Here is a 15,275-nt window from a genome sequence, read left to right on the forward strand (position 1 = left end):
TGTTAATGTGGTCTTACCGTGGTCTACGTGACCGATCGTCCCCACATTCACATGTGGCTTTTTACGTTCAAATTTTTCCTTCGCCATTTCAATAACCTCGTTAACTTTTTATTGTTTCTTAATAATTGCTTCAGCAATGTTAGTTGGTGCTTCCGCATACTTAGAAAATTCCATAGTATAAGTTGCTCTTCCTTGAGTAGCAGAACGTAAATCGGTCGAGTAACCAAACATCTCTGCGAGTGGAACTTCTGCTCTAACAATTTTGCCTGCTGGTGAGTCTTCCATTCCCTGAACCAAGCCACGTCGTCTGTTAAGGTCACCCATAACATCACCCATATAATCCTCTGGGGTTACAACTTCGACACTCATTATTGGTTCAAGTAATACTGGTTTAGCTCGTAATGCACCTTGCTTGAAGCATTGAGAACCAGCAATTTTAAATGCCATTTCACTAGAATCCACTTCGTGGAATGAACCGTCAAATAATGTAACTTTAACGTCCACAACTGGATATCCAGCGATAACACCATTTTGCATTTGCTCTTGAATTCCTTTGTCAACTGCAGGTATATATTCTTTGGGAATAACACCACCTACAATTGCGTTGACGAATTCATAGCCTTTACCAGGCTCTTGGGGTTCAATCTTCAACCAGACGTGACCATATTGACCACGACCACCTGATTGTCGAATGAATTTACCTTCTTGTTCTATTGGTTGCTTCAGTGTTTCACGATAAGCAACCTGAGGTTTACCAACATTGGCTTCTACATTAAACTCCCGCTTCATACGGTCCACAATAATTTCTAAATGAAGTTCACCCATACCTTCAATAATGGTTTGTCCTGACTCTTCATCAGTATGAACGCGGAAAGAAGGATCTTCTTGAGCGAGTTTTCCAAGTGCAATTCCCATTTTCTCTTGATCAGCTTTTGTCCTGGGCTCAACAGCAACAGCAATAACTGGATCTGGGAAGTCCATTCTTTCTAATATCACTACATGTTCAGTGTCACACAATGTATCCCCTGTAGTCACTGACTTTAAACCAACTGCGGCAGCAATATCACCTGCTTTAACTTCTTTAATTTCTTCACGTGAATTAGCATGCATTTGTAATAAACGACCAATACGCTCTTTTTTGCCTTTAACTGAATTGTAGACAGTATCACCACTTTTTAGAACACCTGAATATGCTCTAAAATAAGTCAGCGTTCCAACAAATGGGTCTGTAGCAATTTTAAAAGCTAAAGCTGAGAATGGCGTATCATAACTTGTTTTACGAGAAGCTTCATCACCATGTTCATCAATACCTTGAACGTCTGGTATATCAGTCGGTGAGGGTAAATATTCAATAACACCATCCAATACAGCTTGTACACCTTTATTTTTGAAGGCGGAACCACAGAAAACAGGAACAACTGCATTACTAATGGTTAATTGGCGTAGTGCCTTTTTAATTTCTTCTTCAGAAAGCTCTTCGCCTTCAAGATATTTTTCCATTAATTCTTCAGTGGCTTCTGCAGCAGCCTCTATAAGCATCGCTCTATATTTTTCACATTCTTCTTTCAGATCAGCAGGTATATCTTTATATTCAAAAGTCATACCTTTATTTTCTTCATCCCAATGAATTGCCTTCATTTTGATGAGATCAATAACTCCCTTAAATTCTTCTTCTGCACCAATTGGCAGCTGAACAACCACAGGGTTTGAGCCGAGTCTTTGTTTGATTTGGCCAACTACCCTAAGGAAGTTTGCACCCATTCTATCCATCTTGTTAACAAATACGATTCGTGGAACACCATATTTATTCGCTTGTCGCCATACCGTTTCCGATTGAGGCTCCACACCAGCTACTGAATCGAATACCACAACAGCACCATCAAGCACACGCAAAGAACGCTCAACTTCAATCATGAAGTCTACGTGTCCCGGTGTATCGATAATATTAATACGATGGCGTTCGAATTGCTTATCCATACCCGACCAGTAGCATGTTGTTGCTGCTGAGGTAATAGTAATACCGCGTTCCTGCTCCTGAACCATCCAGTCCATTGTTGCAGCACCGTCATGAACTTCACCAATCTTATGAGACATACCAGTATAATACAGTACGCGCTCTGTTGTTGTTGTTTTTCCTGCATCAACGTGCGCTGCAATGCCTATGTTTCTATATAGTTTTAATGGAGTAGACACGGACTACCTCTCTTTTAGTTCCATCTAAAATGTGCAAATGCCTGGTTAGCTTTTGCCATCTTATGGGTATCTTCACGTTTCTTCACTGCAGAACCTTTACTTTCATAAGCATCCAGCAGTTCCCCAGCTAAGCGCAACATCATACCTTTTTCACCGCGAGTACGTGCAGCCTGAACAATCCATCGCATGCCTAAAGCAATACTTCGATCATTTCTAACTTCAACTGGCACTTGATATGTAGCACCACCTACTCGACGCGAACGAACTTCTACACTTGGTCGAACATTATTTAAAGCATCTTCAAAGTAACGAAGAACCGTAGCAGAACCACTTGCACTACCAGATTCACCGCTCTCGTCATCTGTTTTTTTCATCTTTTTGACACGCTCTTCCATAACAGATAAGGCGCCATAGATTATTTTTTCAGCAACAGACTTTTTGCCGCTAACCATAAGTACGTTAATAAACTTTGCTAACAGTTCACTGTGATGTTTTGGATCTGGCAAAATTTCTCTTTTGGGAACTTCTCTTCTTCTAGGCATTTCTTATTTCCTACAATCAGTTATTTTTTATCTTTTGGCTTCTTAGTACCATATTTTGAACGACCTTGTTTACGATCGTTAACACCTGATGTATCTAAGCTACCTCGAACAGTGTGATAACGCACACCAGGTAAATCTTTAACACGACCACCTCTTATAAGAACTACAGAGTGTTCCTGGAGGTTATGGCCTTCACCACCAATATAGGATGTTACTTCAAATCCATTGGTTAAACGCACACGAGCAACCTTACGCATAGCTGAGTTAGGTTTTTTGGGTGTAGTAGTGTAAACACGCGTACATACTCCACGTCGTTGTGGACATGATTCCAGTGCAGGCACGTTACTTTTCTTCTTTACGTCCACACGAGGCTTTCTTACTAACTGATTAATAGTAGCCATTTATACTTAACTCCGATCTGTCTCTTTTGATTATTTCGAATACATAAGGAGGCCGGATTCTATATAGCTACGGCAGATTTGTCAAGTTTTAATCTGCCGTTTTCAATCCGAACTAGTGTTCTTGATTATCTGCGTTAAGTGCTTCACTCAACGCATGCTCAACATCACTTGCAGTTACAGTATGTACAGGGTACTCACCGGCTGCAGCCTTAGCTCTCTTTATTTTACGACCTTGATGATAGGCGTAGCCTGTTCCTGCAGGGATCAGACGTCCAACCATCACATTTTCCTTTAAACCACGTAAATCATCTATTTTACCACTTACAGCAGCTTCCGTTAGAACTCTTGTAGTCTCTTGGAATGAAGCAGCTGATATAAATGATTCAGTAGCCAGGGAAGCCTTCGTAATACCTAATAAAATAGGTATTCCTCTAGCGACTTGTTTTCCTTCTGCAATAAGTCTGTCATTTTCTTGCAGTAGGACGCTTTCTTCGATTTGCTCTCCTACCAAGAATTTTGAATCCCCAGCAAAAGTTATAACTCGTTTACGCAACATCTGTCTTACAATTACTTCAATATGTTTGTCATTAATCTTAACACCTTGCAATCGATATACATCCTGTACTTCATTTACAATATAATTTGCTAATGCACCTACGCCAAGTAAACGTAATATATCATGAGGATTAAGTGCTCCTTCGGCAATAATTTCCCCACGTTCAACATGCTCTCCTTCGAAAACAGAGATATGACGCCATTTAGGAATGAGTTCTTCATGACATTGGTCTTCTGAAACGTTGATAATTAGTCTTCGTTTACCTTTTGTTTCTTTACCAAAACTAACCATTCCCGAAACTTCCGCCATTACGGCTGAATCTTTCGGTTTACGGGCTTCGAATAAATCGGCAACCCTAGGTAGACCCCCAGTGATATCGCGTGTTTTAGAGCGCTCTTGAGGAATACGGGCAATAACATCACCGATTCCTACATGACCACCATCTTCAAAGTTTACGATAGCATCTACTGGAAGGTAATATTGAGCTGGAACATTAGTTCCTGCAAGATAAATGTCCTCGCCAGTTTCAGTTACCAATTTTACCATTGGTCTTAAATCTCGTCCTGCGGCACTTCTTTGTTTCGCATCAATCACTACAATATTACTTAAACCAGTTAATTCATCAGTTTGTCGATTCATAGTGATACCATCAATTAAATCAACAAATTTTAAGTATCCACCAACTTCAGAAATAACAGGGTGTGTATGAGGATCCCATGTAGCGATAATTTGTCCAGCATCAACATTTGAATTATCTTGGACTGTGATTACAGCACCGTAAGGAACTTTATAACGCTCACGTTCGCGCCCAAATTCATCTACAATTGTTACTTCACCTGAACGTGATACTGCAACTAAGTTCTTATTCTCATGAGTTACTGTCTTAATATTATGTAATCTAATAACCCCTTTCGTCTTAATTTGAATATTATTCGCCGCAGTAGCTCTCGAAGCTGCTCCTCCGATGTGGAATGTACGCATGGTTAACTGAGTTCCAGGCTCACCAATTGATTGAGCAGCAATAATTCCAACAGCTTCTCCTGTGTTAACAAGATGTCCTCGGGCTAAATCACGTCCGTAACACTTTGCACATAATCCAAATCGAGTTTGGCATGTAATTGGTGAACGAACTAAAATTTGGTCCACACCTTGTTTTTCTAACTTTTCAACCCATGCTTCATCCAATAAGGTTCCCGCTGTTACAACAGGTTCACTTTGATTAGGAATATATACATCAGCAGCTACTACTCGTCCCAATACTCGCTCATGAAGTGGTTCAACAATATCACCACCTTCAATCAATGGTTGCATCAGAACGCCAGTATCAACACCGCAATCATCCTCTGTAATAACCACATCTTGAGCCACATCAACAAGGCGTCGTGTCAAATAACCTGAGTTGGCAGTTTTCAACGCTGTATCAGCCAAACCTTTGCGCGCACCATGAGTTGAAATAAAGTATTGAAATACGTTCAACCCTTCACGGAAGTTAGCAGTAATAGGAGTCTCAATAATTGAACCATCTGGAGCTGCCATCAATCCCCGCATACCAGCCAGCTGTCTAATTTGTGCAGCAGAACCCCTCGCCCCTGAATCGGCCATCATAAAAATGGGGTTAAAAGACTCTTGTCTTATGACTTCACCTTTAACATTAGTAACTTGTTCCGTTGCAATCTTACTCATCATTGACTTAGCAACTAACTCGTTAGTACGAGACCAAATATCAATAACCTTATTGTAACGCTCGCCGTTAGTTACTAAACCAGAGCGGAATTGTGATTCAATTTCTCGAACTTCATTATACGCATGATCAATAATACTTGCTTTATCGTCAGGTATTTCCATATCGTCGATACCAATAGAAGCACCAGAACGTGTTGCGTACTTAAATCCTGTATACATCAACTTATCTGCAAAAATTACAGTTTCCTTCAAGCCAAATGTTCTATAGCACGTATCAATAACCTTAGTAATTACTTTTTTAGTCATGGTACGATTTATTTGTACAAAAGACATCCCTTTGGGTAATATCTGTGCAAGAATGGCTCGGCCAACTGTAGTCTCAACAAGATGATGTCCCGCTTCATTTTCTTTAGGCATACGAATCTTGATTTTTGCATGAATATCAAGATGACTCGCTTCATAAAAATTCTGCGCTTCTTGTGCACTCACAAAAATTTTGCCTTCACCTAAAGCATTAACCTTTTCTCGGGTTAAGTAATACAAACCTAGAACAACGTCTTGGCTGGGAACGATGATTGGTTCCCCGCTTGCTGGTGACAGAATATTGTTTGTCGACATCATTAATGAACGTGCTTCCAGTTGTGCCTCTAATGTTAACGGTACATGCACGGCCATTTGGTCACCGTCAAAGTCCGCATTGTAGGCCGTACAAACTAGAGGATGAAGCTGTATCGCTTTACCTTCAATTAATACTGGTTCAAACGCTTGAATACCTAGACGATGTAGTGTAGGAGCTCTGTTAAGTAGAATAGGATGTTCACGAATGACATCATCTAGGATATCCCAAACAACTGACTCTTCGCGCTCAACCATCTTCTTAGCGGCTTTAATCGTTGTAGCTAATCCTCTGAACTCAAGTTTACTAAAAATAAATGGCTTAAAGAGCTCAAGTGCCATTTTCTTAGGTAATCCACATTGGTGTAATTTTAAAGTAGGACCTACTACGATTACTGAACGCCCCGAATAATCAACACGCTTACCTAAAAGATTCTGACGAAAACGACCTTGCTTCCCTTTAATCATATCAGCTAGTGATTTTAGAGGCCGTTTATTAGTGCCAGTGATTGCACGACCACGACGTCCATTATCCAAAAGAGCATCAACTGATTCTTGTAACATTCTTTTTTCATTGCGCACGATAATGTCAGGAGCATTAAGATCCAACAAACGTTTTAATCGATTGTTTCGATTGATGACACGGCGATATAAGTCATTAAGATCAGAAGTAGCAAAACGTCCACCATCTAGTGGGACTAATGGTCTTAAATCTGGTGGAAGTACAGGTAAGACATCCATAATCATCCACTCTGGCTTGTTACCAGAATCATAAAAAGCTTCAAGTAGTTTTAAGCGCTTAGTAATCTTTTTAATTTTTGTTTCAGAACTGGTAGTTGGTAATTCTTCACGCAAGTTCTTGATTTCATCTTCCAAATCAACTTGACGAAGTAAATCACGAATCGCTTCTGCACCCATACGTGCATCAAATTCATCACCATATTGTTCCATTGCATCCAGGTAAGCCTCATCATTTAATAATTGGCCACGTTCAAGTTCGGTCATTCCTGGATCAACAACAACAAATGCTTCAAAGTACAGAACGCGCTCTATATCTCTTAAGGTCATATCTAGAAGCAGACCGATTCGAGACGGTAATGACTTCAGGAACCAGATATGTGCTACAGGACTTGCAAGCTCAATATGTCCCATACGCTCGCGTCTTACCTTCGCTAATGCAAGTTCAACACCACATTTTTCACAAATCACGCCGCGATGTTTCAGTCGTTTATACTTACCACATAAGCATTCGTAATCTTTTACTGGGCCGAAAGTTTTAGCACAGAATAATCCATCTCGCTCTGGTTTAAATGTACGATAATTAATAGTTTCAGGTTTCTTTACTTCACCGTATGACCACGAACGAATTAGTTCAGGAGATGCCAAAGCGATTTTAATTGCATCAAACTCTTCACTTTGTCCCTGTTGTTTGAGGATACCCAAAAGGTCACTCATTACAGGGGCTTTTCTCATTGGTTCATTCATTGGGTCGTCGTTTAGAGTACTCAAGTCTATGCCTCCAAAAATTTGTTAATCAGTATGTATCGCTGAAAAGTTAATCGTGTTCGAGTTCTATATCTATTCCCAAGGCACGGATTTCTTTCAATAATACGTTGAAAGATTCAGGCATTCCTGGATCCATGCGATGGTCGCCATCGACTATATTCTTGTAGATTTTTGTTCTACCTCCAACGTCATCTGATTTCACTGTCAACATTTCCTGTAATGTATATGCTGCACCGTATGCTTCAAGCGCCCATACTTCCATCTCTCCAAAGCGTTGTCCCCCAAACTGAGCTTTACCGCCAAGTGGTTGTTGTGTTACTAAACTGTATGAGCCTGTTGAGCGAGCATGCATTTTATCATCAACTAGATGGTTTAGTTTTAGCATATACATGTATCCAACTGTGACTGGATTATCAAATTGATTACCTGTTCTCCCATCATACAAAGTAGTTTTTCCATCAGATGATAGATCTGCCAGCTGCAGCATGTTTTTGATTTCTGCTTCGGAAGCACCATCAAAAACAGGAGTTGCCATTGGTACGCCAGCACGCAAATTATCCGCTAAGCGATACAACTCTTCATCGTTTAGACAATCCAGATTTACTCTTTGTATGCCATCGTGGTTATATATTTTATTTAAAAAACTTCGAATTTCAGTTGAACTTTGTTTTAAATCCAACATTTGTGAAATTTTATTTCCTAATCCTTTAGCAGCCAAACCAAGATGTGTTTCCAGTACCTGTCCGATATTCATACGAGAAGGTACGCCTAATGGATTTAAGACGATATCTACAGCTGTACCATCTTCCATATGAGGCATATCCTCTACAGGAACAACAATTGAGATAACCCCTTTATTACCATGACGACCAGCCATTTTGTCACCAGGTTGGATTCTTCGTTTAACAGCAAGATATACTTTAACAATCTTTAATACGCCAGGAGCTAAATCATCGCCTTGAATAATTTTTTTTCTGCTATCATTAAAGCGTTTTTCCATCTCCTTAGTCAGCATTTCAAGTTGCTTAGAAAGCTGTTCTAATTGTTGACTTGTTGCATCGTTTTCTAAACGAATATCAAACCATTTGTCCCTGGTTAGGCTCTGCAAATACTCTTGTGTCACTTTTGAACCTGGTCTCAAATTTCCTGGACCACCTGTAGCCACTTTATCGAGAATAATGTTTGATACACGATGATAAATATCTTCTTCACGAATACGTCGCTCGTCAACAAGATCCTTACGTACTCGAGCAAGATGTTCTTCCTCAATGCTCTTTGCTCGTGCATCTTTTTCTAATCCATCACGTGTGAATACTTGCACATCAATTACAGTGCCATTCATACCTGATGGAACTCTTAGCGAAGAGTCTTTAACATCAGATGCCTTTTCGCCAAAGATAGCGCGTAATAATTTTTCTTCAGGAGTAAGCTGAGTTTCACCTTTAGGTGTTACTTTTCCTACTAATATATCTCCTGCATTAACTTCAGCACCAATATATACAACCCCAGACTCATCTAAACTTGAAAGTGCTGACTCGCCTACATTAGGTATATCTGCAGTGATTTCTTCTGCCCCTAATTTGGTATCACGAGCAATACAAGTCAGCTCTTCTATATGGATCGTTGTGAAGCGATCATCTTGAACAACACGTTCGGAAATAAGAATAGAATCTTCGAAGTTGTATCCATTCCAAGGCATAAAGGCAACCAATAAATTTTGTCCTAATGCAAGTTCACCCATATCAGTACAAGGACCATCAGCTAAAACATCACCTCTCTGAATCATATCACCCGTTTTTACAATTGGGCGTTGGTTGATGCATGTATCTTGGTTTGAGCGAAAATATTTAGTTAAATTATAGATATCAACACCTGTTTCACCAGCAGTGGTCTCATCGTCATTCACACGCACAACGATACGCGAAGCATCTACTAAATCTATTATTCCACCCCGTTTTGCTACTACAGAAACCCCTGAATCTGAAGCAACTATGCGTTCCATACCAGTACCAACCAATGGCTTTTCAGAACGCAGTGTCGGAACTGCTTGACGTTGCATGTTTGATCCCATTAAAGCACGGTTTGCGTCGTCATGCTCTAAGAAGGGAATCAGTGAGGCCGCTACTGATACAATTTGTTTGGGCGAAATATCCATGTAGTTAATCTTATCTGGTGTTGTCAACGAAAATTCGTTTTGATGTCTACAAGGAACTAAATCCGCTAAAATATTTCCATCTTCATCAAGAGCCACACTTGATTGAGCAATATATTGGTCAACTTCTTCAATAGCTGATAAATATTCGATGTCATCAGTAACACGACCATCAATTACCTTTCTACATGGTGTTTCAATAAAACCATAATCATTTGTTCTCGCGTAAACAGATAAGGAGTTAATCAATCCAATGTTTGGACCTTCTGGAGTTTCAATGGGACATACGCGACCGTAATGCGTTGTATGTACGTCACGGACTTCAAAGCCAGCGCGTTCACGAGTTAATCCGCCTGGGCCTAAAGCAGATACTCTTCGCTTATGGGTTACACCTGATAATGGATTTACTTGATCCATAAATTGGGATAACTGACTTGAACCAAAAAACTCTTTAATTGCAGCAGAAACAGGCTTTGCATTAATTAAATCTTGTGGCATTAAGTTTTCAGATTCAACTAAACTTAGTCGCTCTTTAACTGCTCTTTCAACGCGAACAAGACCAACCCTAAATTGGTTTTCTGTCATTTCACCAACACTGCGTACTCTACGGTTACCAAGATGATCGATATCATCAACCATTCCAATACCGTTTCTAATGTCTATTAGTGTCTTAATAACCGCCATTATGTCTTCTTTGGTCAATGTACCTGGGCCATCATCATTTTTTCTACCAACACGGCGATTAAACTTCATTCTACCAACCGCCGATAGATCATATCGTTCTTCTACAAAAAACAGGTTCTTAAACAACGCTTCTGCAGCTTCTTTAGTTGGAGGTTCGCCAGGACGCATCATACGATATATCTCTACGAGGGCTTCCAATTGGCTCGAAGTAGGATCAATTTTTACTGTATCAGAAATATAAGAACCATGATCTAAATCATTTGTATAAATCATGTTAAATTCATGAATACCACTAGTGATCATTGCATCAAGTAAATCATCAGTGACTTCGTCATTTGCTTGTGCAACCAGCTCACCAGTTAAAGTATCGATAATATTTTTTGCTAACGTTTTACCTATCAAATAGTCTCTAGGCACAATTAAATCTTTCATCTGCGCCTTTTCCATTTGTTTAATGTGACGCGCAGTGATTCTTCTTCCTTGTTCGACAATAAGCTCACCGGTTCCTGGTACAAGAATATCAAATGATGCAATCTCACCTCGTAGGCGCTGAGGAATTAGATCAATATGGTATTCTCCATTCTTTAGATGACAACTTGTAATTTCAAAAAACTCACCAAGAATATCCTCTGTTTCATATCCTAGTGCTCGTAGCAAAATACTAACAGGTAGCTTACGTCTTCTATCAATTCGAACATAAACACAATCCTTAGGATCGAACTCAAAATCTAACCATGAACCTCTATACGGAATAATTCGTGCAGAATAGAGTAATTTTCCAGATGAATGTGTTTTACCTTTATCATGTTCAAAGATAACACCTGGCGAACGATGTAACTGTGAAACAACTACTCTTTCGGTACCGTTTATGACAAATGTCCCAACATCAGTCATTAATGGGATTTCACCCATAAATACATCTTGTTCTCTAATATCTTTGATTGGCTTAGGATCTTCGCTTGCATCTTTATCAAGAATAACAAGTCTTATTTTAACCCTTAATGGTGCAGAATAAGTTAACCCTCTTAATTTGCATTCGCGCACATCAAATGCTGGTTCGCCAAGCTTATAGCCAACATATTCAAGTCTTGCATTACCAGAAAAACTATCAATTGGGAACACAGAAGAAAATGCAGCATGTAATCCTGTATTAAAGTGTTCATTTGCTTTGCTATTGGCCTGAAGAAAATCCCTATAAGATTTTAATTGAATTTCAAGCAGATTTGGTATCGCCATTTTATCGGCCTGCTTACCAAAGCTTTTGCGAAATCGTTTTTTCTCAGCATGCGAATATTGAGGTTTAGCTTCTGCAACGGCCATGGTGTATCCTCTGTAAATTATTGATGACTTCAAACACGTAAACCCAGCCATGAAAACATGGCTGGGTTCCTATCTCTTTGATATAACTTTATTATTTAACTTCTACTGAAGCACCAGCTTCTTCAAGTTCTTTCTTGATATTAGCAGCTTCATCTTTAGATACAGCTTCTTTAATTGTTGAAGGAGCACCTTCTACTAAATCTTTAGCTTCTTTTAAGCCAAGACCAGTTATTCCACGAACTGCTTTAATAACGTTTACTTTGTTTGCACCAAAGCTTGTCATAACAACCGTAAACTCAGTTTGCTCTTCAACAGCTGCAGCAGAAGCGGCAGGCGCAGCAACAGCAACAGCAGCAGCGGCAGCAGAAACATTAAATTTCTCTTCCATTGCTTCGATTAGTTCAACTACTTCCATAACAGACATGTTTGCTATGGTTTCTAAAATATCATTTTTTGACACAGCCATTACTAGCTCCTGATTTAAAATTAATTTATTGATTTAAAGAGATTTAACCTGCTTTTTTATCTTTTACTGCTGCTAAGGTTCTTACTAATTTAGCATGTGGCTCAGCAAGAGTTCTGACAAATTTTTCAACTGGCGCTTTCATCACATACATTAACTTGGCTATAGCCTCATCGCGTGTTGGTAAGCTTGCAACAGCATCAATTTGATCTGCTGAATAAACTTTGCCTCCAACTGATAATGCTTTAACTTCAAGTTTTTCAAATGTCTTTGAGAATTCTTTCAGTAGTCTTGCTGCATCACTAGGAGCTTCTAATGACAAAGCAACAAACAACGGCCCTACCAGCAAGTCGTTTAAGCACTCAAATTCAGTGTTCTTAAATGCTCTTCTTGTTAAAGTATTTCTTACAACACGAAGATAAACACCTGACTTACGTGCTTCACTACGTAAATGCGTCATTTGATTAACAGTTAAACCTCGATAATCAGCAACTACTGCCGAAATAGCCTTTGAGGCGACCGCAGTCACTTCTTCAACAACAGCTTTTTTTGCAGCTAAATTTAATGTCACGTTACTGACCTCCTAATTGTTACAAATCACGAGGATTTGTCAGTTATGGTGGCCGTCTCTGTAAATTGGAGCCGGTTCACCGTCTGCGCAGGAAATTAAGCGATTGCACCTGCGGTCTTCGACGGCATGGAACCAAATCTATGCCGTGAATTCTTAAAATGGGTGGATATGTTACACAGGTATTGATGAAATATCAATAGATAATCCAGGTCCCATTGTCGTGGATAAAGAAATTTTCTTTAAGTATTGCCCTTTTGATGAAGAAGGCTTTGCCTTTTTCAGGTCATTTATTAAGGCGACGATGTTCTCAATAATATCTTCGGCTGCGAAATCAACTTTTCCAACAGTACAATGAATAATACCATTTTTATCAGTTCTGTAACGTACTTGTCCTGACTTTGCATCTTTTACTGCAGCTTCAACATTTGTAGTAACGGTTCCAACTTTTGGATTTGGCATTAAGCCTCTTGGACCCAATACTTGACCGAGCTGACCAACAATTCGCATTGCATCTGGAGTTGCGATTACAACATCAAAATCCATCGCTCCACCTTTAATTTTTTCAGCGAGATCATCAAACCCAACTATATCTGCACCTGCATCTTTTGCTTTGGTTGCATTATCACCTTGTGCAAAAACAGCAACACGGACAACTTTTCCTGTACCTTTAGGTAAGTTAGTTGATGAACGCACTACTTGATCTGATTTTCGAGGATCAACACCCAGGTTAACACTAATGTCTAAGCTTTCACGAAACTTAGCTGATGCAAATTGCTTTAAAATGTTTATTGCTTCACTTGCACTATACAAGTGACCAGCTTTAACTACCTCTAAAATCTTTTTTTGTTTCTTAGATACTTTTGCCATGGCAACCCCCTATTCTAAACCTTCAACGTCAATACCCATACTGCGTGCTGTACCTGCAATACATCTAACTGCTGCTGCTAGACTCGCTGCTGTTAAATCAGGTTCCTTAAGTTTTGCAATTTCTTCGAGTTGCTTGACGTTAAGTGTGGCCACTTTTTTCGTGTTGGGTGTGCCACTTCCGCTTTGAATACCTGCTGCTTTTTTCAAGAGAACTGAAGCCGGAGGTGTTTTAGTAACGAAAGTAAAACTGCGATCACTATAAACAGTTATTACAACAGGAGTAGGTAAACCTTGTTCCATCTGTTGTGTTGCTGCATTGAAGGCTTTACAAAATTCCATAATGTTAACACCTCTTTGACCTAATGCAGGTCCTACAGGTGGACTTGGATTTGCTTTACCTGCTGGAATTTGTAACTTGATGTAAGCTTCTACTTTTTTTGCCATGATTACTCCTTACGGGTTAAACGCTACTCTTGATAATTGCTCAAGTTCTAGCTCCCCTAACATAAAACAGTTCACGATTAAATTATTATCTTTATTTATAAAGTGATTTAATCAGAACACCTTAGCGAACTAAGTCTTCTCTACTTGACTAAATTCAAGTTCTACTGGAGTTGAGCGTCCAAAAATTAGAACGGCCACTCTCAATCTGCTTTTCTCATAATTAACTTCTTCAACAACGCCATTGAAGTCAACAAATGGGCCTTCTTTTACTCGTACAACCTCTCCAGGTTCAAATAGAATCTTGGGTCTTGGTTTAGTCACTCCATCCTCTACTCGCTGCATAATTGCGCGAGCTTCTTTGTCTGTGATAGGTGTAGGAGTTTGACTTGTTCCACCAATGAATCCTAAAACTCTTGGTATCGCTCGTATCATATGCCAAGTTTGATCATCCATAACCATGTTTACTAATACATAGCCTGGGAAAAATTTTCGTGTACTCTTGCGCTTTTGGCCTGAACGCATCTCAACAACTTCTTCTGAGGGTACGACAACTTCGCCAATTTTATCTTCTAAATTATGGTGCTTTGCGCGTGATATAATTTCACGCATAACAAAATTTTCATAGCCAGAATAGGCATGCACAACATACCATTGTTTCGATTTTTGCTCTTCCACCGAAATCACCCTAAATGCGTTATTTTTGCGATTGTCCACATCATTATTGAATCCACTCCCCAGAGTATAAATCCGGTTAATGCAACCATGACAATAACGATTGTTGTTGTTTGTACTGTTTCTTGACGTGTAGGCCAGACGACCTTTAAAAGCTCAACTTTTGATTCTTGAGCAAAGTGAAACACTTTTTTACCTGCAGATGTTAGGTAAGCCAAAAATATAGCCAGTAAAAACCATACAAGCCATATTATAGACTCTATAGGGCCTGATAAAGTGTAATAATAAGTGCAAAAAAAGGCCGCTAAAGTTATAAAAACTATAGCCACCCAAGAGAGTACATCTTTAGTATTACTTTGAGTTTCGTTCGAACTTTTCATATTCACTTGTTTGTTGGCAGGCCAGGAGGGAATCGAACCCCCAACCTGCGGTTTTGGAGACCGCCACTCTGCCAATTGAGCTACTGGCCTATATTATTTGGCATGAACCCTCATGGTACATGCCATAAAATTTACCTTATTACTCGATAATTTTAGCGACAACACCGGCGCCAACAGTACGGCCACCTTCCCGAATTGCAAAACGCAAACCTTCATCCATCGCGAT

General features: G+C 39.5%; 13 protein-coding genes and 1 tRNA gene. All 14 read right to left on the minus strand.

Translation table 11 applies throughout. The features are described from left to right. On the minus strand, positions 1-87 hold an 87-nt coding region (locus tag Lsan_RS21400), incomplete at its 3' end, for a GTP-binding protein (protein WP_080443257.1). A 21-nt stretch (positions 88-108) separates the two neighbouring features. After that, the gene (gene fusA / locus Lsan_RS04250) at positions 109-2,193 is read right to left on the minus strand and encodes an elongation factor G (protein ID WP_058513280.1); all 2,085 of its coding nucleotides are present in this window, start codon (positions 2,191-2,193) and stop codon (positions 109-111) included. 14 nt (positions 2,194-2,207) lie between these two features. After that, the gene (gene rpsG, locus Lsan_RS04255) at positions 2,208-2,735 is read right to left on the minus strand and encodes a 30S ribosomal protein S7 (RefSeq protein WP_004450467.1); all 528 of its coding nucleotides are present in this window, start codon (positions 2,733-2,735) and stop codon (positions 2,208-2,210) included. Between the two features lie 20 nt (positions 2,736-2,755). Next, complete coding sequence (rpsL, locus tag Lsan_RS04260) at positions 2,756-3,136, minus strand: 30S ribosomal protein S12 (protein WP_004450478.1); 381 nt, start codon at positions 3,134-3,136, stop codon at positions 2,756-2,758. Between the two features lie 112 nt (positions 3,137-3,248). After that, positions 3,249-7,445, minus strand: a complete 4,197-nt coding sequence (gene rpoC, locus Lsan_RS04265) for a DNA-directed RNA polymerase subunit beta' (protein ID WP_058513284.1) — start codon at positions 7,443-7,445, stop codon at positions 3,249-3,251. A gap of 100 nt (positions 7,446-7,545) precedes the next feature. Beyond that, positions 7,546-11,652 (minus strand): DNA-directed RNA polymerase subunit beta, encoded by a 4,107-nt coding sequence (rpoB, locus tag Lsan_RS04270; protein ID WP_058513281.1) that lies wholly within the window; start codon positions 11,650-11,652, stop codon positions 7,546-7,548. 91 nt (positions 11,653-11,743) lie between these two features. Further along, positions 11,744-12,118, minus strand: a complete 375-nt coding sequence (gene rplL, locus Lsan_RS04275) for a 50S ribosomal protein L7/L12 (RefSeq protein ID WP_058513282.1) — start codon at positions 12,116-12,118, stop codon at positions 11,744-11,746. A 43-nt stretch (positions 12,119-12,161) separates the two neighbouring features. Further along, entirely contained in the window at positions 12,162-12,686 is a 525-nt protein-coding gene (gene rplJ, locus Lsan_RS04280) for a 50S ribosomal protein L10 (protein WP_004450485.1), read from the minus strand. Positions 12,687-12,857: 171 nt separating this feature from the next. Then, positions 12,858-13,553, minus strand: coding sequence for a 50S ribosomal protein L1 (gene rplA / locus Lsan_RS04285; RefSeq protein WP_058513283.1), 696 nt, complete (start codon positions 13,551-13,553; stop codon positions 12,858-12,860). Between the two features lie 9 nt (positions 13,554-13,562). Continuing rightward, positions 13,563-13,997, minus strand: a complete 435-nt coding sequence (rplK, locus tag Lsan_RS04290; protein WP_004450488.1) for a 50S ribosomal protein L11 — start codon at positions 13,995-13,997, stop codon at positions 13,563-13,565. Positions 13,998-14,126: 129 nt separating this feature from the next. Then, positions 14,127-14,672, minus strand: coding sequence for a transcription termination/antitermination protein NusG (gene nusG, locus Lsan_RS04295; RefSeq protein ID WP_004450489.1), 546 nt, complete (start codon positions 14,670-14,672; stop codon positions 14,127-14,129). A gap of 5 nt (positions 14,673-14,677) precedes the next feature. Next, positions 14,678-15,049 (minus strand): preprotein translocase subunit SecE, encoded by a 372-nt coding sequence (secE, locus tag Lsan_RS04300; protein ID WP_058513285.1) that lies wholly within the window; start codon positions 15,047-15,049, stop codon positions 14,678-14,680. 14 nt (positions 15,050-15,063) lie between these two features. Next, positions 15,064-15,139 (minus strand) — tRNA-Trp (locus Lsan_RS04305). Positions 15,140-15,188: 49 nt separating this feature from the next. Further along, positions 15,189-15,275: EF-Tu C-terminal domain-related protein (locus Lsan_RS21405; RefSeq protein ID WP_080443364.1), on the minus strand; the 87-nt coding region annotated here is incomplete at its 5' end.

The organism is Legionella santicrucis (assembly GCF_001468135.1).
GTDB classification, from domain to species: domain Bacteria; phylum Pseudomonadota; class Gammaproteobacteria; order Legionellales; family Legionellaceae; genus Legionella; species Legionella santicrucis.